Consider the following 24,456-nt stretch of genomic DNA (forward strand, 5'->3'; position numbering starts at 1 on the left):
AACCGCAAAAGTTAAAACCGCCAACGCATCAAACCGCCCGGCCGCGCCCATTCTCGCAGCGGACCGGCGAAGTCATGGAGACGACGATGACCTCAATTTCCCCCGGCATGGCTGCCGACAGCGTGAACGACAGTTCGCTCGAACAGCAGGCGGTGCGCAAGGCGGCGTGGCGTTTTATTCCGCTGCTCGCGCTCGCGTACTTCTTCAATTATCTCGACCGTACGAGCGTCGGCTTCGCCGCTCTGACGATGAACAAGGAACTCGGACTGACGGCGACGCAGTTCGGCTGGGGCGCCGGCATCATGTTCGCGGGATATTGCATCTTCGAAGTCCCGAGCAACCTCGCGCTCTATCGCTTCGGCGCGCGACGGTGGCTCGCGCGGATCATGATCACGTGGGGCTTGATGGCCGCCGCCACCTCGGCCGCGGTCGGGCCCAACAGCTTCTACGCGATCCGGCTGCTGCTCGGCATCGGCGAAGCGGGCTTCTTTCCCGGCGTGATCTTTTTTCTGGCCGTGTGGTTTCCCGCTCAATACCGCACTCGCGTGCTGGCGTGGTTTACCGTCTCGACGCCGCTTTCATCGCTGATCGGCGCGCCGCTGTCGACCTGGCTTCTGCAACTGGATGGCGTGCTGGGTCTGGCCGGTTGGCGCTGGATGTTCATCATCGAAGGATTGCCCGCGTGTGTGCTCGGCTTCCTCGTGCTTAAGATGCTCGCGGATCGGCCGGCCGACGCCAAATGGTTGTCGCCGATAGAACGCGAAGCGCTGCAGGGTGCGTTCGATCGTGAAGCATCGTCGGGACGCAAGGAAAAGCACTTCGGCGCGGCGCTGAAGGACGTGCGCGTCTACATCCTCGCGATGATCTCGTTCGGCTTCACGATGGGCTCGTACGGCATCGGCATCTGGCTGCCGCAGATGCTCAAGGGACACGGCATGAGCGTGACGCAGACCGGCTGGCTCTCCGCGGTGCCTTACTTCTTTGCCACGATAGCGCTGCTGTGGTGGGCGAAACGCGTCGATCGCCGGGGCGGAGCGATTGCGAATCTCGCGGCGGGCCTCTTCATCGGCGCGGTGGCGCTCGGCGTATCGACGCACTTTCACCAACTCGGCCCGGCGCTGCTCGGCGTGACGCTGGCGCTCATCGGCACGATTGCCGGACGAACCATTTTCTACACACTGCCGGCCCGCTTTCTGTCGGGACAGGCAGCCGCGGGCGGCCTTGCGCTGATCAATTCGATCGGCGCATTGGGCGGCTTCGCCGGCCCGTATCTCGTCGGCTATCTGAAGGACAGTTTCGGCACGTTCACGGCGGGGATGATGGGGCTTGCCATCGTGCTCGGCATCACGACGCTGCTGACGCTGTCGCTCTACGCATTCAATCGCGACCAATAAAAATGACCATGAACACAATCCGTTCACGAGGAAGACGCAACTTTCTCAGCGCTGCCGCGACATCGGTTGCGGCTTGCGCCATCGCACCCACGCATGCGTTCGCCACAGAGGACACGCACAGCATGAAGACCACCAGCAACTATCTGCCGGTTCGCCCGGAATGGCTCGCGTCGGCCACCGAAGCCGCGATTGAGCCGGAGATGCCGATCATCGACGCGCATCATCACTTCTACGAGCGTCCCGGCTGGATTTATCTGCTCGACGACTATCTCGCCGATGCACGTTCGGGGCATAACATCACGGCGTCCGTCTTCATGCAGGGACTGACGCGCTATCGTCAGAGCGGCCCCGAAGAGCTGCGCCCGGTGGGAGAAACGGAGTATGTCGCGAACGCCGTTGCCGCGTTGCCCGCCGGTTCGCCGCAGGTCGCAAAGGGCATTGTCGGTTACGCGGATCTTCGTCGCGGCGCGGCCGTGCAAAGCGTGCTCGACGCGCATATCGAGGCCGGCAAAGGGCGCTTTCGAGGCGTTCGGCACCTCGTGACGTGGGACGCCGATCAAACGCTGGTCAATCCGCTGTCCGCGGTTCCGCGTGGTCTGCTGCTCGATTCGAGCTATCGCGAAGGCGTCGCGCAACTGGCCGCACGCGGTCTTTCATACGATGCATGGCTGTTCTTTCCGCAACTCCCCGAGTTGTTCGACCTGGCGAAGACATACCCCGACATGCCGATCATCATCAATCATTGCGGCGGGGTCGTGCGCATTGCGAGCTACGCGGACAAGCGCAAAGAGGTTTTCGACAACTGGTCGCGCTCGATGCGTCAACTGGCGCAACTGCCGAACGTCTATGTGAAGGTCGGCGGCCTTGGAATGCGGATCAACGGCTTCGACTTCGAGAAGGGCGAGCGTCCGCCGTCGTCGGTAGAACTGGCCGACGCGTGGAAACCGTGGATGCATACCTGCATCGAGGCGTTCGGTGTGAACCGCTGCATGTTCGAAAGCAATTTCCCCGTCGACAAAGGCTCGTATCCGTATAGCAACGGCTGGAATGCGTTCAAGCGCCTCACTGCGCATGCAAGCGCCGACGAACGCGCGGCACTGTTTCGCGGCACAGTCTCGCGCGTTTATCGGCTTGCTTGACGACGGTCTTTCGAACTCGTTCACTACCGACGCCGGGCGAGAAGCGCAGCCGCGCCACCCGACGCATCGCGATGCCAAAGCTATTTATTGTCGCGACGCGCCTTGCGCCGCTCGGCGAACCGTTCGAAGGTCTGGACGACTTGCATGCAAACGGTAAGCACAAGAAAGATGCACAGCACGCGTACAACGGAGAACGCGTGCTTGATCCTCAGGGCCATCGGAATCGCTGTCAACGCCGTACTCCATAGAAAAAGCAAAGCGTACACGATCAAAACGACAGGACGACGGTCACAGCTTCGTTGTAGAACGTTCACCGCCTGTTACGGCCATGCCTGCCAGGAGCAGGCGTTGCGCTGCGCGTCCCGGATCTTCCGACACAAGCATACGCTGCTCTCTTCGCCCCTGGCCGCCCGTTTGTAGAAGCGCTCCGGCGGTCTATCCGCTGTGAATGAACCATGCTTATATCCATTTCAGCCGCTTCACCGCGAATCAATGGGTTGGACCCAGAATAAATCGAAAAATCCCCGCCAAGTAATAATATTATCTGAAAGTCAGTCTTACCGCTCCTTCCAAAACGCCATTTGCAAAACTTACCGCGCGATGTGTCCTTCCGCACGGAGCGATAACTTTTAGACTTTTATCGTCACGCAGGGTTTTGCGCATTGCATTTTTCGGCATTTAAAAGATGCGGCGAGCCTGATTTTCCTTTTTGTTCCATCGCGGTTTGCGAAATCCGCGTTTGCAGAAGCAGTAGCCTTCCTTGTTTGCTTGTTGATCGACAGGCATCAATCCGAAAAAAGCTAAGTCTCGCGTTGATTAGCAACTCGAATTGCGTGTTCGCGTTAACTGGTATTAATCCATTGTATTGCTTCGCGTATTGCGGCCTGAACGGTGTTCGCTACGGGCAAAAAAGAACGCGGCGCCCTGAAATCGATTACCTGGCGACGCTTCACGCATGACTTCCAGTTGCGCAGATTAATTTTCGCATTTTGCGTTTTAAAACGGACGCAGGCTCCAGGACACCCGGTTAATTGGCGCATATCTGGACGGCGAGCAGGGCGAATAAGTTGGCAAATCGTTAATTGGCGTGGGAGCCCCATGAGAATCGTTCACGTTACCGAGGCATTCGGAGGAGGCGTTCTGTCGATGCTCACGGAGCTCTGCAACCGCGCGGCGTCAGTCGGCGCGCATGTCACGGTGCTTTACTCGACACGACCTGAAACGCCCAGGAATTTCGTCGAACTGTTCCACCCCAAGGTCGACCTCGTGCACGTGTCCATGTGCAGGGACGTGCATGTTCGCAAAGATTGGTCGAGCGTGTGGGAACTGGCGAGACACATGCGGCGCGTCGACCCGACGGTGATTCATCTTCACTCGTCGAAGGCCGGCGTATTAGGGCGGGCGGCCGCCAAGATTGCGACGCAGAACGCGAAGGTTCTCTATTCGCCGCACGGTCTTGCATTCTTGCGTCGCGACGTTTCTCGCACGAAGCAGCTTGCGTATCTGATGTTCGAACGCATGGCCGACCTGATGGGCGGAACAGTGGTCGCGTGTTCGCCGGGAGAGCTGCGCGAAATCGAAGAGAAGGTGCGAGTGAAGGACTCGGAACTGATAGAGAACGGCGTCGACATTAGCAGCATCCCATTGCGCCGAATTCGCGACGACGGAGATGTGGTCATCGGAATGAATGGCCGCGCGTCGTTCCAGAAACATCACGAGCTATTTATCTCTCTTGCGAACACATTGCACGACTCGACCACGCGCTTTGTGTGGATCGGCGGCAATCGAGAAGAGGTGCCCGATGCGAGTCAGGCGTCGGCGCTTACATGCAGTGGCTGGCTAACTCGTTCGCGCGCTCTCGCGTTGATGTCCGAACTCGACATCTACGTGCAGACCTCGCGCTGGGAAGGCATGCCCGTGGCGCTCATCGAAGCGCAGGTCGCGGGCATCCCCGCGGTCGTGACGGACGTGGTCGGCAATCGCGACGTGGTCGTTCACGGCGTGACGGGATTCGTCGGGTCCGACGAAGAGATGCCGGGTTACGTGGAGCAGCTGCGCGGCAACCGGCAACTGAGAGAAAAGATGGGCGCGGCCGCAAGAGAACTCGCGGTCGCCAAATTTTCGATGGACATCATCTTTCACAGATGGCTGAGCACTTACGAGTCCACCACGGAAAAACGCAGCAGGGAAGTCATGGACACGCATTCGATCGGACCTTGCGATATCCAGCCTAACCCGGACAAGTCAGTGTAGTTCCGGCATTCGATCCGATCGACTAGTTGAGCGCACCAACGATTCAGAGAGACCCACTGTGTACAAAATTTTCTTGCTGCATCCGGGGCGGGCCAATTATCCCGAGCTCCTGGCATACCAGGACTACTACGCTGCACGCGGTGTCGATGTACTCGCCGGAACCCTGACCGACTACAAGGCATTGGAGAACAAGGCAGACTTTCTGGTGTGGGCAATCATGGGGTTCTATCCGAAGCAACTGGCGTCGGACTTCGTCATTCACGACTACCGGTCGCTGTCCGTCGGCGGCTCGGCGGGACTAAAAGACATCGCAAAGCGCTATCTGAACGCGCGGCCCAGTTTGCGGATATTCCAGAACACGCGGCAGCAGAACATCATGAAGTTCAACGACGACGTGCCGTCAGTGATACTTCCAATGGGCGTTCCGAAATGGATCTTCGATGTGCCGCAACAATCACCCGATGCCGAAGATATCGCCGACTTCTGCTATATCGGCGACATGAGCTTCGAGCGGGGATTTCATCTCGTCATTGACGCGTTCCTTGAGAACTTCCGCGAAAGCGATGTTTCGCTATTGCTCGTAGGCAAACCCGAGCCGCGTCTTTACGAGCGATACGCCGGCAAGCGCGGGTTGGTGTTCGCGGGCCCGTTGCCGCAGCGCGAGGCGCTTGCACTTGTCGCGAAGTCGTCGATTGCGGTGTCGTATTTTCCATACCACCGTCCGCATTGTTATCAGACGCCGACCAAATTGCTCGAGTATGCGGCGCTCGGAAAGAAGATCTTGTGCAATGACTCGCCGTCGAACGTCGCGTGTTGCGAGGATTTGCGGATCAACAGCATCATCACCGGCTCCTCCATCTTCGCCGGCATGACGATCGCCACCATGAAAACGGCGAAGCCCAATGAAAGGGCGAACTTCACGCAGCTTGCGTGGGACAGCGTGATCGAGAAGTCGAACATCAATAGCTATATTTCGCAAAAAATAAACTTGAGCCAATAAGAGTAACGCCGTCAGAGACAGAGAGTTCGTCGATCACCTGGGTGCCGGGTGTGAGAAACGGAGGTAGGACAAAGTGAAACTGTTTATTTTGCATACGGGCAAGGCGAACTATCCCGAGGTCGCCGCATACACCGAGTACTTCCAGAAGAACGGCTATCTTGTCGACTCGGGGACGATGGCCGAATACAGAAAGATCTCCGACCCGCAGAACTATGTGCTCTGGTGCATCATGGGGTTCTATCCACGCAGACTGCCGTCGCGCTACGTGATTCACGACTATCGCTCGCTGTCGGTGGGTAGCTACATTGAGCTGAAAGACACTGCGAAGAAGCTACTGCAGCCGCGTCCGGATCTCCGGATTTTTCAGAACGAATCGATGCAGAAGGTCATGAACTTCGACGACAGTGTGGAAACCATCCTGTTGCCGATGGGCGTGCCTGACTGGATCTTCTCGTGCAGGGGAACCCGCAACGGGTCGCTGCCCGCAGGAACCTTTTGCTATATGGGTGAAATTACGCGGGAGCGGGGCGTCGATGAATTCCTCGCGGGTTTCGCCTCGGCGCGGCGCGGTTCTGAAACCCTGGTGCTTGTGGGTGCCGTCGAAAAGGAAATTGCCGACGCCTATCAGGGCGCGCCCGGCCTGATATTCACGGGAAAACTGCCGCAGCGCGACGCGCTCGATGTCGTGAAGAACTGCGAGTACGCCATTTCCACGATTCCTTACTCGCGCCCGTACAACGTGCAGACGCCGACGAAGCTCCTCGAGTATGCCGCGTTAGGCAAAAGGATCATTTGCAACGATTCGCCGTCGAACCTCACGGCCGCTGCCGAATTCGGAATACTGTGCAAGGTAACGGGGCGCGACATCTTTGCAGGAATCGGTCACCTGTCGGATGAGACCGTGCCAGCGAACGACCCTTCCGGTCTCACTCACTTGCGGTGGAATAACGTGATCGCCTCGTCGGGAATAGACCGCTGCCTGAACGCGGCGCTGCGCGTTCATTGAGTGTCGTGCGATCGCGGTTATCCGCGCGCCGGCTGGCCGGAATGCGAGCGGGCGCTCCGGATCATAGAGGAGCGAGGCGCTTCCGACTCCCGCTCCGAACGCGATGAAAGCAGCAGATAGAGCATAAGCGGTGAGATCGGCGATAGGTGGCGGAGAAACGATCCATAGTCCGGTTCGAAGATCGCCTGAGTCGCAAGAAAGCTGACGATAAAACAGAAGCACAGCTTCCCGAAACGATCGGGCGCCGCCACCGCGCGTCTTCCCTGATACCGCGAGAACATCAACGCCAGCGTAAAAAACGTGCATATTCCGCCGATGGTCTGCGTCGCCACACCCGAGAGAATCAGCGGTAATGGCAGCAGGAATGTCCCGAGAATGAGCATGGCGTTCGTCACGTCCGAGACTATATTGCCACCCGGAATGATCTGTACGATAAGCGATCCCACCTCGTTCGGATATCTCGACTCGTTGACCATTTGGCGTGCGAAGTCCAGCGTTTCGCCGTATTGAATGCGGAAGTTGACGGCCACGCACGCGAACAGGACGACAGCAACGAACGCAAGAGACAGCGGCTTGCGCAGCACGGCGGGCCCGAAGTAGAGCAATAGCGCCGGCGCCAATGTAATCGCCCAGTAGGTACGAAAGAAAACGGCGATCAGCGCGACGCAAGCGGTGAATATGACAACGATGAACCGCGAGTCCTTGCACTGCAGAATCACGAGAACCGCCAGCGATATGACGATCTCCTTCGACGGCATGCCGATGTAAACCGTTTGTGCAACGAGCCAGAAGCAGGCGAGCAGGAACTCCGTGCCGGTCAGGGACGTCACGCCCGAACGCCAGATCGCGAGCACCAGTCCGACGGTGGACGCGAAGAATCCGATCAGGGATATTCCCGCCGTACCCGCGCCGAGCCACCGCAAAGTCCATGCGAGGTTGTCGAAGGAGTCGCCGAACGCTTCGAAGCGGCTAACCGTCACCATGCGTTCGAGGATAACCTGCTCGTCGAGCAGGAACTTGGCCGGCAGCACCGTTTCATGCGCGACGGCAACGAAGCAAAGAAGCGCGAGCAGCAGCACCCAGATTGTCGCCGACACACCGGGACTCGCGCTCGGCCCGATCAGCCCAGGTACTTTGACAATGCGCACGTTCATCCCCTTAGATTGCGACTGAATCCCGCGGCTCGATGCTCATGCCGCCTTTCGCCACGTTCACCGAATAGTAGATTCCGATGCATGCCACCAGCGTTCCCATAAAACTGAGAAGCAGCACAACGGACATGAAGTCGAGCCTGAAGAAGCTTTTGAAAGAGAAAATGACGAAAATGCTGGCGGCGCTCATCAGTTGAATCATCAGATCGAACTTCTGCTGCCTGAAGACGATAAAAACCTGTGCAAGCGAACCGAACACAGCCATTGTCAGGAAGTACGGCGAAAACAGCAGGTAGACTTCCATCGACTGCTGCCACAAATCTCCCATCTTGAAGTTGATGATGAGCGCGAGACCGAGGTAGCCGGCGGCAATGAGCACCACGCTCAACGGCATCAAAACCAGCGAGAACGATGTCGCCGGATTTCTGCCGCTGCGCACGTCCGTTCCTCTTTCCACCAGATCGATCAGGTCCCGGCGAAATACAGCCCCGAGACTCTGCGACAGAAGCGACGCGGGGAAATAGCCGACGCGATAGGCGAGAGCAAACACGCCCGCGTCGTGCGGGGCGAAAGCGAGCGGCATCAGGATCGCGATTGAGTAGATCACGACCGAATTAAGCGACGTTGTCGGCAGCGAGAACTTGGCGTAATCCAGTTGCAGCCGGGAGAACTTCAGGCACTCCGACGAAAGCATCGGTCGGGAAGCAAAAAGATAGCCGACCAACGGGACGACGGCCGAAGCAAAAAACACGAAGCTATATACCGCGAAGATATCCGGGCCGCTCCACGGGTGCCCGGCTGCCATCATCAGCGCAATAAATGCGACTGCGAATGCAACATTGGGAAATGCGCGCTGCACGGCAATGCTCAGGTACTTGCGCTCGCTCGCCAGTGCGGAAGACAGTGCCTGCTGGAGAAATACGCCGGTCGCGAGCACCACGACGGTCAAGTACTTCTGCTGGCCAGTGACCACCGCGACGGCGGCGAGCAGCAGAGCGATCGCCGTCGCAACGCAGCTCGAACTCACCAGCGCCTGAACGGCGAGCTTCTTATCCGCTGCCATGCAGGCCACTTCGAGCCGCAAGCCCAGCACGGAACCGGCGAACAGGCCAATCGCGTTCAACTGACTGAAGTAACCGAGCTCACTCGGCCCGCAGAACTTGCCGATCAGGATGACCGCAATGAAGTTCGCGGCCTGGCTAAGGACAACGCCCGCGATACTAACCACCGAATGCTTTACATTGACGATCATCTTCTATTTGGAGTTCGGTTTGGGCAAAGCCGTCCGGGTCATGCCGCATCGGCCGTGAAGGCTTTTTGCGGCATACCGTTGGACGCCGGTCAATTGCTAGATTTGGAATCGCTCGAGGCAGTCGCGTACTGATACGACAGATACCGGTTTCGCCCCGCATGCGAACCGAGGCTGTAGCGATAGGCCGCGGGATGAAAGGCGTTGAAGATAACGCCTTTGACTTCCACGTTCGCATGCCTGAGTTGCTTGACGGACTCGCGCACTTCATCGACCGAAGTCGTACCGAAGCGCGTGGCGAGGAACACGGTGCCGCAACGGTGCGCCACTACCGCCGCATCGGATACCGCGAGAACGGGCGGCGTATCGATCAACACCATGTCGTAACTGTCGCCGACCGATTCGAGAAGACGCGCCATTGCGTCGCCCATTAGAAGCTCGGCGGGGTCGGACGGCGTAGTACCGTTGGGGAGGAAGTCGAGTCCGGGCGCGACGTTACGCTGCAGAGCTTCATCCAGCGTGGCATTCGACGTCAAAACGTCCGCGAGCCCTGGTTGAGATTCCTTGCCGAAATAGTCGTTCAAATGACCTCTGCGCAAATCGGCGTCGATCAGCAGCACACGCTTGCCGGAGCCGGTCATCACGGCCGCGAGATTCGCGCATAGAAACGATTTGCCGATCTGTTCGCTCGGACCGGTGAGCAGCACGCGATTGTTGCCCGCTTCCAGCATTGAAAGCTGCAGCACGATACGCAAACTGCGCAGACTCTCGACCGACGGGTCTCCGGGAGAATGCGACGCCAGCAACAACAAGCCCTCGCTGCGTTCTGGCGAATCATGCTCGAGCGTTGCTTGTGTGCGCGACACCGGCACAGTCGCATACACGGTCAGACCGGTTTCCTGCTCGATGTCCTGAGGGTTCGTCACGCCGCCGCGCAGTATGTGGCGCATGAAAGTTGCGGCTATCCCCAGAAAGAGGCCGAGTACCGCGGACGCTGCGATCAGCAGCGGCTTATTCGGCTTGATGGGCTCCTTCGGTACGAGCGAACGGTCAAGCAGGCGCACGGTGCCGACTTTGCCGGCGCGCACGAGCTTCAACTGCTGCATGTTGTTGAGCATGCCGACGTAGAGATCGTTATTGACGCGCACATCGCGCATCAGGCGCAACGATTCCTGTTCGAGTTCGGGCAGTGAAGTCATTCGCTGCGAGACCGCGGCTTCTTTAGCGCTCAGCGAGGCAAGCTGTTGGTCGACGGCACGAACCGACGGATGTTCGCTCGTGAAAAGTGCAGTCAGCTCCGAGCGCTTCTGCTTGAGTGCCAGCGCGCTCGCCTGCAATTCGACGCTTTCGCGCAGATACGTCTTGCCTTCCTCGCTGATGTCGAATGTGCCGCGCTTGATTCGCAATGCGTTGTAGTTGCGCTCGGATTCTTCAAGCTCGCTCTTCAGTTGCGGCAGTAGATCGCTGAGAAACGCGAGCGACTTTTCAGCCTCGGCAGCCTTGCGCGCGATATTTGCCGCGACGTACTCATCGCCGATATTGTTCAGGATCTTCGCGGTCAGTTGCCGGTCCGTGCCTGTCAATGACGCGCCGATGATGCCGCTCTGCTTGCCTTTTTCAACAATGAACAACTTGTCTTGCAGGTTTTCCAGCGTCTTCAGTCGCGCGTTGCGCACGAGCACGAATTCGGTGCCGGGATTCGCATTGAGTGTTTGCACGCGCAGCGTTATCTTGCCGGTGCTCTCATTAGAAACGATCGTCTCGCCGACGCGTCCGTAGATCGGCGCATCAAGCTGCTTCTGGTCGACCACATAGCGGTCTCCGCCAAGCGAGGTCAGCTTGAAGTCATCGCCTTCGAGATCCTCGGGGACATCGAACGTCCCGACATCGATCGATTCATTGCCCCACGCAAAGCCGCCGACGCCGAGCAGGCCGGGCTGAGACAGGCTCTTGTTCCAGCGCGCGATCCAATTGCCGATTAGCGGAAAGCGTTTCGGCTCGGCGCTTATGTAGAGTCTGAGATTGTCGACTGCATTTCCCACGACCATGCGCGAGCGCAGTACTTCAATCTGGGCGGTGGTTTCTGTTTTAACGTCGAACAGACTAGACACGTCGCCTAGCAGACTTTTGGTGTTGGTGGGGCTCTCCTGTTCAACCTGCAGGAGAATATCCGACTGATAAACGGGCGGCGCGAGAAAGCTGTACGCGACACCGATTGCCAGCACCATGCTCGTAATGGCGAGTACAAGCCACCGGTTCGCGAGGACGACGTCGACGTAACGCACCAGATTCACGTCATTCTGGCCGGAGCCGGCAGCCTGCGATTTTGGAGAAAACTCGTTCATAGGGAACCCATCATCGAAGAGGTTTAACCGACTGCCCGCACACACATTGATGCGCAGCCGCCGATGCCAGCGAAGTTCCGTTGCCGGATGCTATTGGTCTGCTTACCGCGCGTAAGCGCCGCGGCTCATTGCTTTCCGCTCGGGTCAAGGAGCGTCGTTCGAACCCGTGGAAATGCCGATCAGACGCCTCTTTCTTGCCTCGATAAAACATGGCGGCAAACAAGGCTCATACGTTGTCGGAATGCTGCGACTCGTCACACTCGCTTCGTGCCTGAATGAAGCCGGGTCGCATGTAGAACGGTGTGAAGGCGGCGCACTGCGTGACGCGCACCGGTCAGCACTGCCAGAGTCTGCGGTGCCATTTTCGACGCGTATGTTCGCGAGCGCACAAGTTCTATTGGATCATTTGCGCTGCGTTTTCTAGCGATCGTATTCGCAAAAAGCAAAGCCGTTACGCGAAAGTCGGCGCACACGGCGCGTTTGTGGTTAACCGTACGTTCGCACCTTATCGGCAACGGTATAAGGAAGCGCACAACACGTGCTGTACTTCGTGATCTCAAGAGGTGACATGAAGCCGAAGCAACTAATGCGCACGATCTTTACGCACGCCATTCTTGTAAGCGGCTTGCCCGCGCTCACACGCTTGCTGCTATGGCGAGACCGGGTTGCGGTGCTTCTTTATCACGATCCCGATCCTGCCACACTGGATTCACATCTTGCGTATTTGAAGCGGTATTGCGATTTTGTTCCGATGTCCGAAGTAAATAAACCGGGTAAGGGTCGCCGGCGCGCAGCACTGACATTCGACGATGGCCACGTCGGAAATGCGGCACTGTTGCCGGTTTTCATCAAGCATGGCGTTCGTCCGACTATTTACATTTGCAGCAGTATCGTTGCGCACGAGCGCACTCACTGGTGGCTGACACCCGGCGCGCAGCATGCGGGAGTCAAGCGTCTGATCAAGCTCCCCAATTCGCAAAGGCTCGAGGAGTTAGCGCGGCGCGGATTTCAACAGGACGTGCGCAGCGACGAAGCACCGGTCAGCGGACTAAGCAGAGAGCAGATAGAAGCCATGCTGCCGTACGTGGACTTTCAATCGCATACGCGCTTTCATCCGACGCTCACGCGCCTCGACGATCAGGAATGTATCGACGAACTCGCGCAATCGAAGCGTGAGGTTGAGCAGTTGACCGGCTCACCTTGCGAACACTTCGCCTATCCGTATGGCCGATATGGATCGCGCGAGGTGGCGATGCTCAAGGCGACCGGATACAAGACCGGACGCACTACGGCAGTGGGCTGGAACGACGAAAGAAGCGATCCGTTTCGCCTGAGCGCATTCGATATCGAAGACGATTCCTCATTACCGTGGTTTGCCGCGCAAATGACGGGCGTGCCGCTCGCCTGGCGGCTTCTACCTTTGGGCACGGTCAAGTCGATACTGCTAAGGACGCTTAGCTTCGCTCGCCTTGGCAAGCCGCAGACGAATGCCGGTTAATCGCACAGTAAGTCGCAGCGGCCAACAGTTGTACTCCAACTTGCTGGAAAAATTGTGAGTGAACAAAGGCGCAACTTCCTGACGAAGATAACTACGACCGCGGGCGCGGCAGTGGCGGGGTACTTTTCGGCCAATCCGGCAACTGCGTCGAATGCAGTCAATGCACGTGGGCCGAATGGCGAAGCAAGCGTGCTGGACTTCATGTCAGCCGAGGCACGCGCTGACGCACGCTCCGGCGCGCCGTCGCTCGATCATAGCGCCGCGATACAAGCGGCTTTCAGCAGCGGCGCCGCAGTAGTGAATGTGCCAGGCGGGTACGTGTTCAAACTGACGAAGCCGCTCAAGATAGAGAAGACGATTCGGGTGATGGGCGGCGGCGAGTTGCGCTTTACCGCAGGCATCGCGAATGCGGCGGCGATCACGGTGACTGCTCCTGGCTGCGAATTCGACGGAGTCTATCTGACGAACCCGAACATGCTTCAGTCGAATAGCGGGGCGCGAAACGTCGGCATCATGTTTCGCGCAAGTCTGGGTTCCGTGACGCGCTCGACCATTCGCTATTTTCAGAATGGCATCCAGGTTGAATCGACCGGTGAGTACCACGACTTCATCATCGCGAATAACCGGGTTATCGACTGTATCGGCGCTGGCGGCGGGCCCACGCAAAAATCCACGTATGGCGAGGATCGCGGCGACGGTATCACGGTGTGGGGTTGCGCGGCGACGATCACCGGCAATCTCGTGACGGCGAAGGCGGGCCAGGACTGCCGCATCGGTATACACATGGAAGGGCTGGCGAACTACCATGCCGACTCTTTCCCACTTCAGGACAACATGTGTACGGTGGTCGGCAACGTCGTGCGAGGTCCGTTTCGGCGAAGCATCGTCACGGAAAACGTCAACAACTCGACCATCACAGGCAACACCTGCGAAGGCGCAAAGTGGTGGGGCATCGCTATCGTCCGATCGCTGGCGTGCTCGGTCACGGGCAATACGGTGATATTCGACCGCGCCGCAACCGACGGCACCGGCTCCGCATGGGACCCGATTCACGCCGGCATTGCCGTGTATGGCGGAGCGGTGCAATGCGTGATATCGGGCAATACCATCGATCTCACGCGCGGTCACGCGAGAGCCGCAATCTGCTTGCTGGGCTCGGACGTGGATGACGCGGTCGCGGTGGAGCAGCGGGCGGCGACAAACGGCACGGCTCGCGTCACGCTTGCATCTGCAAATCCGGCCGTCCAACTGGGGCAACTCATCACCGGGCCAGGCGTGCCGTCAGCGACGTTCGTTGTGAGTGTTGCGGGGACTGCGCTGCTCGCAAGCAATCCGATAGGCGCCGGCTCGCCGCTACTGACTTTCAAGTGGCATGAGCGCGGGCAGGGCACCGCTGTCACCAATAACAGTGTGCTGTGTAATGCCGCGGATGGCGCAATGGGCATTTTCGCGCAGTACCAGGATTCGCCGTCGATTCTCGGCAATAACCTGCGCTACATGGGCGCGCATGGAATCCATTGTATGGACGTGTCCGATCCCGTTATCAACGGCAATACTGTACTCGGTCAGCAAAGCGCGAAGCACGGCATCTATCTCGAGGCGAGCGCGACGGGCGCCGTGGTAGTCGGCAATGTCGTTGAAGGTTTCAACGGGCCGGGCGGAAGCGGAATTGCAGCGGCAAATCGCATCGGCGGCGTTGTGTCGGCAAATCTCGTGCGCCGTTGCGAGACCGGCATGAATCTGTCCGGCTGCACCGACATGTCGGTCACAGGAAACAGTGCGATGAGCTGCGGCACGGGCTATTCGCAGGCTCGCGGTTCGGGAATGCTGCTCGCGAGCAATGCCAGCGCGGGTTAAAAAAACAGCATCGCGGCACGCGAATTAATAGAGATCGCCGCAGTGCTTTCGCTTCGCGTCATCAAACACTGCGAAGTGTGGGGTACTAAACAAACCGAAGCCGCGATCTTCGCATACGATCGTTTGCCGTCGGCGTTAATCGCTACCTCCAATACGTGACCGGTTTTCCGCCCCCCGAAACCGAAGCAACGTAGCGATCGCCGACTTCCCCAAAGAGCTTTTGCGGAGGACGACACCTTGTTTGATCCGAAAGCTCTCATGCGCGCTAAAGCCGGCGAGTCCATCCCGCTTGAAAGATCGTCGCGTCGCGTCTTCCTGCGCGATATCGCATCGCTTGCTATCGCGGCGGCGCCTTTGCCGTCATATGCACAGCATGGAACCTCCGGTCTCGTCACGCCGCCTGTTCGTCTCGACGATACGCGGCTGGTCGATCAGGCCGGCACCGAGCGATTGCTCAACAGCTTGTTGCTAGGCGGCGTGACTGCGCTTCAAACCATCTATACCGGATGCAGTTCCGTATGTCCTTTGCAAGGAGCGCTGTTCAGCGCGGTCCAGGAGCGGTTGCCACAAATACGTGGGCGTTATCCGGTTCGATTGCTGTCGATAGGAATCGATCCGCTCTCCGACTCGCCATCCGCGTTGCATGCGTGGCTCAAGCGCTTTCAGGCAGGCCCTGCGTGGACTGCGGCAACACCCACATTGCGCGACATCGACGGCATGCGTATGGCCCTTGCAGGCAGCCGCCTGCCGCTCGGCAACATTGCGGATCACGCAACCCAGATCTACTGCTTCGATGCAAACGCGCGATTGCGCTGGCGCAGCGCGGATCTTCCGCGTGCAGATGAAATTTGCAATGCGCTGAGCGCATTGGGGCGCGCGTAGTACAACCTTCACTGGAGCAGAAACCGTGGCGCCAATTCCGTTTGTCAGATTCTTCTCGCGCTATGCAGGCAAGTGCATGAATGCATTTTTCGTCGCTGCACTGGCGTTGACGCTTGCCACGTTTGCCGGACGCGTAGAAGCGCAAACGGTAGGGTCGATAGCGCTCGGCGGCAATGTGTGCGCGGACGTCGACTCTGCATCGACCACTCCCGGCGCTTCGGTGATCTCCTGGGGCTGCTCGGGCGGCGCCAATCAGCAGTGGCGGCCTGTACCGATCGGGTCGCAGTTCCATTTCGTTAATCAGAACAGCGGCCTGTGCATGGATGTGAACGCGGAGAGCAAGGCTGCGGGCGCCGCGATCATCCAGTGGTCGTGCAACGGTCAGACGAACCAGACCTTCACCGCGAAGCCGCAAGGCAACGGCTACGCGATAGTGGCTGCGCATAGCGGCTTGTGTCTGGCCGCGCAGAGTCTCACTGGATGGGGTCAGCAAATCCGCCAGCAGACATGCAATGGCAGCGCGCTGCAGACCTGGCAGTTGAGCGGTTTGAATGTGAAGACGTTGCCGTCCAAATGGTCGGGGCCTTTCGGCGTGCCGATGGTTCCCGCAGCAGCAGCCAATCTTCCCGATGGCAACGTGCTGGTGTGGTCCTCCGATATGCTGCTCGATTTCACCTCGGGTGAAATCACGCCGGGAAAGACCTACACCGCAGTCTTCAACCCAACCACAGGGACCAACAAGCAGGTGCTGGTCAGCAATACCGGGCACGACATGTTCTGTCCGGGCATCGCGAATCTGCCTGACGGCCGCTTGCTGGTCAACGGCGGATCGAGCAGTTCGAAGACGAGTATCTACACGCCGTCGACGGGTCAATGGTCGTCAAGCAACCTGATGAAAATCCCGCGCGGCTATCAGGGCACCGTCACGTTGAGCAACGGCAGCGTGTTCACGCTGGGCGGCTCGTGGAATGGCGGGGAGGGCGGCAAGAACGGCGAGACGTGGACATCGGGCGTGGGTTGGCAAATCAACGGCGCGATACTCGCCGACTACATATTGACCCAGGACGCGGCCGGCATATTCCGCGCCGATAACCACGCGTGGTTGTTCGCGGTCGCCAACGGACGCGTTTTCCACGCGGGGCCGAGCCAGGCCATGCACTGGTTCGACACCGCGGGTAACGGCAATGTGACCGATGCGGGCAAGCGCGCGAACGATACCGATGCGATGAACGGCAACGCGGTCATGTACGACATCGGGAAGATTCTTGCGGTCGGCGGGGCGCCGAGTTATGAGCAGTCGAATGCGACTTCGAATGCGACGCTCATCGATATCAGCACCGGTACGGCGACCGCGACCGCGCTGCCTCCGATGAGCTATACGCGGGCATTCAGCAGCAGCGTCGTGTTGCCGAACGGACAGGTCGTCGTGGTGGGCGGCCAGGCGTTCGCACAGCCTTTCTCGGACGACACCGCGGTGCTGACTCCCGAGTTGTGGGACCCGACGACGAAGGTCTTTTCGCAACTCGCGCCGCAGGCCGTGCCGCGGACTTATCACAGCGTTGCGCTCCTATTGCCGGACGGCCGGGTGCTCAGCGGCGGCGGCGGTTTGTGCGGTGGTTGTGCGACCAACCATACGGACATCGAAATACTCACACCGCCGTATCTGCTCAATGCGGATGGTTCGGCGGCCACGCGGCCGACGCTCAGCAACGTACCGGCCGACGCGCAACTCGGCACGTCCATCGCGGTGAAAGCCACTACTGGCGTGAAGGCGTTCGCGCTGATGCGTTTGTCGTCCAACACACATGCAGTGAACAACGAGCAGCGACGCGTGCCGTTGAGTTTCACGATCGGTACGGCCGGCGAATTCATCCTGAAGATTCCCGCCGATCCTGGTGTTGTGATTCCCGGCTACTACATGCTGTTCGCGTTGAACACGAACGGCGTGCCGAGCGTGTCACGCACGTTGCGCCTCCACTGATGACGACGTCGACAACCTCGCGCCTCGCGGCTCGCTGGACGGTTTGCCTGGCGCTACTTGGCGCTGCGCTTTTTGCGCATGCTGAAGAGCGCTGCAAACCGGACGATCTTGGGTGCGCGATTTTCACCGGGCAACGTCCGGCAGCGGCGCATCTGCGCGACGACAATCAAGCGCTGCCGGAATGGACGACGCGATGCATCAATTGCCACACGCGGACGGAGCCGGCGCCCAGCTTTGCGCCGCCGCTGACACGCGGCTACTTGCTTGACGCAAAGAGCCGCCGAGGCGGGCCGCCGAGTCAGTATGACCCGGTGGCGTTCTGTCGAGCCATCGAGGACGGCATCGATCCAGCAAGCGTGCTGCTGCGTAAGTCGATGCCTCATTTCCAGTTGTCGCGTGCCGAGTGTGCGGCGCTTTGGCGGTTTGTTACTGGGCCTTGATGGTGAGGCGGTGAAGCGGCTGGTGTGGCATTGGGTGGGAAACGCGACATTTCAAATCAGCTGGCACATGCGATTTGTTGATAATTTATATTATGTCAACTAACGCACTGACCGAGCACAGCGCAGCGCGGGCGACATACCTCGGGCACTTTGCCTCGCTCACTATCCACCGGTCTCTTCTCCGCCCACCTGCCCCCTGACGACTTGCGACATCACGCGTGCACGATCGATTTCCAGCGCGGTCTTCGCGTCGACGCGCCCGAACAGATCGAGCAGCGGCGCGACGAGACCTGTCCAGCCGGTTTGGTGACTGGCGCCGAGGCCCGCGCCGTTGTCGCCGTGAAAGTACTCGTAAAATAGAATCAGGTCGCGCCAGTGAGGATCGTTCTGGAATTTTTCCGTTCCCCCGTAGACCGGTCGTTTGCCTTCCGCATTGCGCAGAAACGTGCCGGTCAGACGACGAACAATCTCCTGCGCCACCTCGAAGAGCGTCATCTGCTGCCCGGAGCCGGTGGGGCATTCGACCTTGAAGTCATCGCCGAAAAAACTGTACAGGTTCACCAGCGCGCGGACGATCAGCAGGTTGACCGGCATCCACACCGGTCCGCGCCAGTTGGAATTGCCGCCGAACATGCCGGTATTCGATTCGGCCGGCAGGTATTGCACCTTGTACTCCTGTCCGCCGACGTTGATCACATAAGGATGTTCCAGGTGATACAGGGAGAGCGAACGGATGCCGTGCGGCCCGAGGAATTCGTTCTCGTCGAGCATATAGCGCAGCACCCGTTCCAGCTTGCGCCTGTTCAGAATGGACAGCAGCCTGCGCTGGTTATAGCCGATGAAGCCGGTGTCGGTCGGGGCAATCTGCGCGATCAATTCGGGGTAGCGTTTGCGAAACTGCGCGATCAGCGCGGCGAGCCTGGGCATGCGCTCGAGAGAGTGCGCCTCGAACACCGTGGACGCGCACAGCGGCAGCAGCCCGACCAGCGACCTGATCTTCAGGCGCGTCGTCTTGCCGTCGGGCAGGCGCAGCAGATCATAGAAAAAGCCGTCCTGCTCGTCCCACATCTCGTCTTCGTGTTCGCCGCGTCGGTCCATCGCATAGGCGATCCACATGAAATGCTGAACGAACTTGAAGGCGACCTCCTCGTAGAGCGGGTCGTACTCGGTCAGATTGATCGCCATCTCCAGCATGGTCTGGCAGTAAAACGCCATCCATGCGGTGCCGTCCGCCTGTTCTAGCGCCCCGCCCGTCGGCAGTTCCGCGCTGCGGTCGAACACGCCGATGTTGTCGAGACCGAGAAAGCCGCCGGCGAATACGTTGCGGCCCGAGGGGTCCTTGCGATTGACCCACCAGTTAAAGTTGAGCATCAGCCCCTGAAACGAGCGCTCCAGGAAACGCGGGTCGGCTCGTCCCAGTTCTTTCTCATACTTGTACAGCCACAGCGTGGCGGCGGCGTGCACCGGCGGATTCACATCGCTGAAATTCCACTCGTAGGCGGGAATTTGCCCGCTCGGGTGCACGTACAGGCTGCGCAGCATCAGCAGCAACTGCTCCTTCGCAAAGTCGAAATCGACCTGCGCCAGCGCGATCGTGTGAAAGGCCAGGTCCCAGGCCGCGTACCACGGGTACTCCCACTTGTCCGGCATGGAGATCACGTCGGCGTTCAACATGTGAAACCACTCGGTATTGCGCACATCGCGCCGCGCGGAGTCGAGCAACGGATGGCTGCCATGCTCGCGCAGCCACAGTTCGAGATCGAAGTAGTAGTACTGCTTGCCCCAGAGCATGCCTGCCAACGCCTGACGATGCACCCGGCGCTGGTCTTCGGACAGCGATCTGGGCGTAATGCGCTCGTAGAACTCGTTGGCATCGGCGAGGCGGCTATCGAAGATCTGCTCGAAGCCGCCGAAGGCGTCGTCGAGTCTGGATGGCGCAAGGCGCAAGCGGATGGTCGCGCTGCCGCCGCCAGGCACCTCGCAGCAGTAATGGGCCGCTGCCTTGGTTCCGGTTCTTTCCGGATTCACGGCGTCGCGCTGTTCCGAGACAACGTACGCGTGGAACGCATCCTTGACATAGCGCGACGCGTTGGACTGATCCCACAGGCGCTGCGTATTGCTTTCGTTTTCGGTGAAAAGCGTCTCTGGTGCGCCTTCGCAGTGAAGCCAGTATTCGCCGAGATCGTGGTGCGCGGCCCGGATGACGCCAGCGCCCGCATCCTGCACGGACGGCTTGCGCTCGTCCTCGCCCCATGACCATGTATTGCGGAACCAGAGTGTCGGCAGAACGCGTAACGGTGCGGTCTCGGGTCCGCGGTTGTGCACGGTAATCCGCACGAGGATGTCTTCCGGAGCGGCCTTCGCGTATTCCACGAATACGTCGAAATAGCGGTCATCGTCGAAGATGCCGGTGTCCAGCAGTTCGTATTCCATCTCTTCGCGCGATCTTTGGCGATTCGTCTGGACGAGATCCCGGTACGGATATTCGCGCTGAGGATATTTATAAAGGTACTTCATGTACGAATGCGTGGGCGTGCTGTCGACATAGAAGTAATACTCCTTCACGTCCTCGCCATGATTGCCCTCGCTGTTGGTGAGGCCGAACAGGCGCTCCTTCAAGATGGCGTCCTGCCCGTTCCATAGCGCCAGCGCAAAACACAGCCGCTGCTGATCGTCACACACTCCGCCTAGCCCGTCCTCGCCCCACCTGTAGGCGCGTGAACGCGCATGGTCATGGGTGAAGTAGTTCCACGCATCGCCGTTGTCACTGTAGTCTTCACGCACCGTGCCCCACTGCCGCTCGCTGACGTAGGGCCCCCACTTCTTCCACGGCACGTTCGCCTCGCGCGCATCGTTCAGGCGTGCTTGTTCGGCTACATCCACGATTGCAGGGCCCATGTTTTCCTCCGGTACAGGTGAGCCGCGATGTGCTGGTCGTGATGAAACAGAACAGCCAGACCGCTGCTGCTCACGCTACAACCTTCGAACCACCGCCGCCATTGGACCTTAGTCCCATGCGCTCCGAGGAAACCGACGGTAAGCGGCCTTGCGAATGACTATTGGAAAAGCATCGATCCGGCTGCACGTGGAACTAATCCAGGTGCTCGCGCGTAGGTGCGGCTGCGAAGCGCGACGGGCACCCGGTGACACCGCCTGTCGTCGCCAACTCAGCCGCCAACTCAGCCGCCTCCGAAGGCACTGGTATACTCACCTGTTCCGCATATCGATACCGCGAACGGCCGGCTCCATACCGCGGCCTGTCCCGGCGTGAACAAATGAGTCACGCCAGAATCGCATCCCCAAAACGCAACCATCGAAGGCCCGATTTTCCATATCGAGTTCCCTATCGTTGACGCATTACTCGGAGGAGTCAAAGAAATGGACCTCGGAAGTATTTTGAAAAGATCCAGCCTCAAGGGACTCCTTTATTCGCTTGTCAAACCGCGGACCATCCAATGTGCGGGACGACCCATAGTCGACGGATACTTTCCTGATTTCGCCGGCAAAGGACGCGTCACGCTGGGAGAGAATTGTTGCTTCCGCTCGTTTCGTCTTCGGCAGCAATTCACGGTGCTCCAGGATGCCGTACTCGAAGTCGGCGACAACGCATTATTCAACGACGGTGTCGTTTTATGCGCCGCGAAATCGATCAAGATCGGCCACTCCGTGAAGGTCGCGGACATGGTCTATATCTACGACACGCACTTTCATCAGGTATGCCCGGATGAACCGCTAACCGAGGCATCGGTTTCAATCGGCAACAACGTGTGGATCGGTGCGAACTCGATGGTTCTGGCAGGCGCTTCTATCGGCGACCACAGTGTCATTGCGGCCGGATCGATTGTCACCGGCGCAATTCCTCCGAGGAGCCTCGCCGGCGGCATACCGGCACGCGTGATCAAGACATTCGAAGCGCCTGATGACTGGGTCCGCAGCTAGACTGACGTGGCGCCGCTGCGGCTTTCACAGCGCGGCTTTCACAGGCTCAACACGATGCGTCCCGACGTGCCCGCGTCGACGGCACGGTAAGCCGCGACGGCATCGTCGAGTGCATACGTTCTGGCGATGGCGGGCGGCTGATAACTGCCCTCCTCGAACCCAGCGCGCAAGTCTTCGAGAATCCTGGCGGCCGCGGTGAGGTCCCGCTTGAGCGAATCGACGCCCACTAGCCGGCTTTCATTGTGATAAAAATCGGCCAGGTCAAAGCTCACCTGACGACGATCCGTCGCCGAGATTTCGATCAGACGTCCACGCAGCGCGAGCATTTTGACGGCCGTTTCGAACATCGAGCCGCCCACCGTATCGAACACGACGGATGCGCCGCCATCGCTCGCCGCACGCAACTGCGCGACGGTATCGCCGAGGCTGTCGACGGCGGCATCGACATACGGGTTCATGCGCGCGCCTCGCGTCACGCCAATCACCCTTGCCCCAATGCGCCGCGCGATCTGCGCCGCCGCGCCGCCTACGCCGCCCAGCCCGATGATCGCCACCGTGTCCGCGTTCGTGACCTGCGCCGCTTCGACTATCGCGCACCACGCGGTCACGAAGTTGACGCCGATCGCCGCCGCCTGTTCGTGCGACAGGTTGCCCGGCTTGCGACAAAGGCTCGCGACGGGCACCGCGATCTGCTCGGCGTGTGTGCCGTCATAGGTAAAGCCGGCATCGCCCGAGCCCCACACTTCCACGCCGAGCCATTCCTGCGGGCCGTCGATAACGATGCCCGAATAGTCGCGCCCCGGCGTGCGCGGCAGCGTCGTCTGGCTCATTCGGCCGGCGACATTCTTTACGTCGCTCGGATTGATGGATGCCGCCCGCACCTGAACGATTGCGGTATCTGCACCGGCCGAGGGCGCCGGAACTTCGTCGACGAACAAGACGTCCGGCTGACCGAACTGCGCAAATCTAAGTGCCTTCATGATGACGGGAACGCTCCGATGGATGAGATGCCGTCAATGATGCATCAACGCGGCGGCAACGCCCCAAAAAATTCGCTCGACCAGATCCGGTTTGTCGAGCTGAGCGATCCACCACTCCAACGCGCGGCCCATTTTGTCTTCGCGCCACGCGAGATAACAGTTTGTATATTCACGCACGCCCGCGACGCGTCGCGTCACGAGCTTGCCTTCGCTTATCGGGCCTTCCGCCACGCGATCGGGCAACATGCCGACAGCGATACCTTCGCACAGCGCTTCGACCTTGGCGGCGAGTGTGGGCACGACGATCACGCTCTGTCCGTCGTGCCTTGCGACCGATTGAGGCTGCAATTGCCGGGACGTGTCGCTTATCACGACGCCCCTGTATCGCGCGATTGCCGCGCTTTCCAGCGGCTGCGGCAAATCGGCAAGTGGATGGTCGGGCGCAACGACGAACACATGGCGAAGGGTGCCTATCGGCCGGGCTGCAATATTCGATGCATGCGGTGGCTCGCCGAATGCGCCCACCGCGAGATCGGCGCGCTGCGTCACCAGCGCGTCCCATACGCCGCCAAGCACCTCGGTCGAAAGGCGCAACTGCGTCACCATTCCAAGGTCATAAAAAGCACGAACATGCGGCCATAACGATGCGGACGGCAGGATTGCATCCAGACATATTCGCAACTCGCTTTCCCAGCCGCTCTGTATGCCCTTCGTTTTCGCTTCGAGATGCCGTGCGGCTGCCAGAAGCTGACGCCCTTCATCGATAAGAAAGCGCCCTGCCTCCGTGAGTTTCGCCCGTCTGCCGCTGCGGTCGAAAAGCTCGACCTGCATGTCGCTTTCCAGTTTTTGCACGAGGTACGTTAGCGACGAAGGAACGCGATGCAACGTTTCCGCAGCTTCAGCGAACGTGCCTGTACGGTCGATCGCGTCCAGCACCTCCAGAACTTCAAACGAAATGCTTATCGGCATAGGTATTCATGTGCTCAAGGTCTTGCAGGTAATGTGCAGCCGAATGTCGTCGCGTTCGTCGCATGCTGCGGGGGCATAAGGTTCGTATCAATACGCGGTCTTTGTCAAGGAAGGCCGTTCAAGCGGGCAAGCAGAATCCATTCGCATACCGGTAATGCATGCGATGCCAGCGCGGTTAAACTGCGGACTCCAGCGCCGCTTTTCCGCGATGCATCGCAATCATCATCACAACACTCAACGGAATTTGCGTCCCATGCGTGTACTACTGGTTGAAGACGACGACCTGATCGGCTGCGGGGTCGAAGCGGGTCTGCGTCAGGCGGGTTTCACGGTCGACTGGGCGCGCGACGGCCATAAAGCCGGCCTCGCGCTC

At 59.4% G+C, this 24,456-nt stretch carries 17 protein-coding genes and 1 pseudogene; 12 read left to right on the forward strand and 6 right to left on the reverse strand.

Features of this window, described 5'->3' with window-relative positions; genetic code table 11:
* Positions 1–86: 86 nt before the first annotated feature.
* The 5 genes from P0D87_RS05900 (at position 87) to P0D87_RS05920 (ending at position 6,792) form a co-directional block, all read left to right on the forward strand.
* Entirely contained in the window at positions 87–1,394 is a 1,308-nt protein-coding gene (locus tag P0D87_RS05900) for an MFS transporter (protein ID WP_053860664.1), read from the forward strand.
* An 8-nt stretch (positions 1,395–1,402) separates the two neighbouring features.
* The gene (locus P0D87_RS05905) at positions 1,403–2,533 is read left to right on the forward strand and encodes an amidohydrolase family protein (RefSeq protein ID WP_171799893.1); all 1,131 of its coding nucleotides are present in this window, start codon (positions 1,403–1,405) and stop codon (positions 2,531–2,533) included.
* Positions 2,534–3,631: 1,098 nt separating this feature from the next.
* Positions 3,632–4,786, forward strand: a complete 1,155-nt coding sequence (locus tag P0D87_RS05910; RefSeq protein WP_053860662.1) for a glycosyltransferase — start codon at positions 3,632–3,634, stop codon at positions 4,784–4,786.
* Between the two features lie 58 nt (positions 4,787–4,844).
* Positions 4,845–5,786 carry a glycosyltransferase gene (locus P0D87_RS05915; RefSeq protein WP_053860661.1) on the forward strand — a complete coding sequence of 314 codons (942 nt, stop codon included), beginning with the start codon at positions 4,845–4,847 and terminating at the stop codon, positions 5,784–5,786.
* Positions 5,787–5,859: 73 nt separating this feature from the next.
* Complete coding sequence (locus tag P0D87_RS05920; RefSeq protein ID WP_006047157.1) at positions 5,860–6,792, forward strand: glycosyltransferase; 933 nt, start codon at positions 5,860–5,862, stop codon at positions 6,790–6,792.
* Positions 6,793–6,809: 17 nt separating this feature from the next.
* Here the strand turns inward: P0D87_RS05920 and P0D87_RS05925 are convergent, their stop codons facing one another.
* From P0D87_RS05925 to P0D87_RS05935, 3 genes are all read right to left on the reverse strand, one after another.
* Complete coding sequence (locus P0D87_RS05925; RefSeq protein WP_081653057.1) at positions 6,810–7,940, reverse strand: hypothetical protein; 1,131 nt, start codon at positions 7,938–7,940, stop codon at positions 6,810–6,812.
* Positions 7,941–7,950: 10 nt separating this feature from the next.
* Positions 7,951–9,195 (reverse strand): polysaccharide biosynthesis protein, encoded by a 1,245-nt coding sequence (locus tag P0D87_RS05930; RefSeq protein ID WP_053860660.1) that lies wholly within the window; start codon positions 9,193–9,195, stop codon positions 7,951–7,953.
* An 89-nt stretch (positions 9,196–9,284) separates the two neighbouring features.
* Positions 9,285–11,537 carry a polysaccharide biosynthesis tyrosine autokinase gene (locus P0D87_RS05935; protein ID WP_053860659.1) on the reverse strand — a complete coding sequence of 751 codons (2,253 nt, stop codon included), beginning with the start codon at positions 11,535–11,537 and terminating at the stop codon, positions 9,285–9,287.
* 586 nt (positions 11,538–12,123) lie between these two features.
* Between P0D87_RS05935 and P0D87_RS05940 the strand changes: the two genes are divergently transcribed.
* From P0D87_RS05940 to P0D87_RS05960, 5 genes are all read left to right on the forward strand, one after another.
* Complete coding sequence (locus P0D87_RS05940) at positions 12,124–13,035, forward strand: polysaccharide deacetylase family protein (RefSeq protein ID WP_171800008.1); 912 nt, start codon at positions 12,124–12,126, stop codon at positions 13,033–13,035.
* 54 nt (positions 13,036–13,089) lie between these two features.
* Positions 13,090–14,892 (forward strand): NosD domain-containing protein, encoded by a 1,803-nt coding sequence (locus P0D87_RS05945; protein ID WP_053860658.1) that lies wholly within the window; start codon positions 13,090–13,092, stop codon positions 14,890–14,892.
* A gap of 258 nt (positions 14,893–15,150) precedes the next feature.
* A complete protein-coding gene (locus P0D87_RS05950) occupies positions 15,151–15,774 on the forward strand; it encodes an SCO family protein (RefSeq protein WP_044020130.1) in 624 nt (207 codons plus the stop codon).
* Between the two features lie 76 nt (positions 15,775–15,850).
* Complete coding sequence (locus P0D87_RS05955) at positions 15,851–17,755, forward strand: RICIN domain-containing protein (protein ID WP_053860900.1); 1,905 nt, start codon at positions 15,851–15,853, stop codon at positions 17,753–17,755.
* Complete coding sequence (locus tag P0D87_RS05960) at positions 17,755–18,195, forward strand: hypothetical protein (protein WP_254597495.1); 441 nt, start codon at positions 17,755–17,757, stop codon at positions 18,193–18,195. The genes P0D87_RS05955 and P0D87_RS05960 overlap by 1 nt, the downstream gene beginning before the upstream one ends.
* Positions 18,196–18,357: 162 nt before the next feature.
* Here P0D87_RS05960 and P0D87_RS05965 read toward each other — a convergent pair whose 3' ends face one another.
* On the reverse strand, positions 18,358–21,093 hold the full coding sequence (locus P0D87_RS05965; protein ID WP_053860657.1) for an MGH1-like glycoside hydrolase domain-containing protein: 2,736 nt from the start codon (positions 21,091–21,093) through the stop codon (positions 18,358–18,360).
* A gap of 480 nt (positions 21,094–21,573) precedes the next feature.
* Between P0D87_RS05965 and P0D87_RS05970 the strand changes: the two genes are divergently transcribed.
* The gene (locus P0D87_RS05970) at positions 21,574–22,134 is read left to right on the forward strand and encodes an acyltransferase (RefSeq protein ID WP_053860656.1); all 561 of its coding nucleotides are present in this window, start codon (positions 21,574–21,576) and stop codon (positions 22,132–22,134) included.
* A gap of 38 nt (positions 22,135–22,172) precedes the next feature.
* Here the strand turns inward: P0D87_RS05970 and P0D87_RS05975 are convergent, their stop codons facing one another.
* Positions 22,173–23,114 carry a quinone oxidoreductase family protein gene (locus tag P0D87_RS05975; RefSeq protein WP_053860655.1) on the reverse strand — a complete coding sequence of 314 codons (942 nt, stop codon included), beginning with the start codon at positions 23,112–23,114 and terminating at the stop codon, positions 22,173–22,175.
* Positions 23,115–23,147: 33 nt separating this feature from the next.
* On the reverse strand, positions 23,148–24,077 hold the full coding sequence (locus tag P0D87_RS05980) for a LysR substrate-binding domain-containing protein (protein WP_494478592.1): 930 nt from the start codon (positions 24,075–24,077) through the stop codon (positions 23,148–23,150).
* Positions 24,078–24,336: 259 nt separating this feature from the next.
* On the opposite strand from P0D87_RS05980, the pseudogene P0D87_RS05985 reads away from it, so the two are divergent.
* Positions 24,337–24,456, forward strand: a pseudogene (locus P0D87_RS05985) (DNA-binding response regulator); the annotation flags it as partial.

Origin of the sequence: Paraburkholderia sp. RL17-368-BIF-A, from assembly GCF_046054045.1 — a bacterium.
GTDB lineage: Bacteria > Pseudomonadota > Gammaproteobacteria > Burkholderiales > Burkholderiaceae > Paraburkholderia > Paraburkholderia graminis.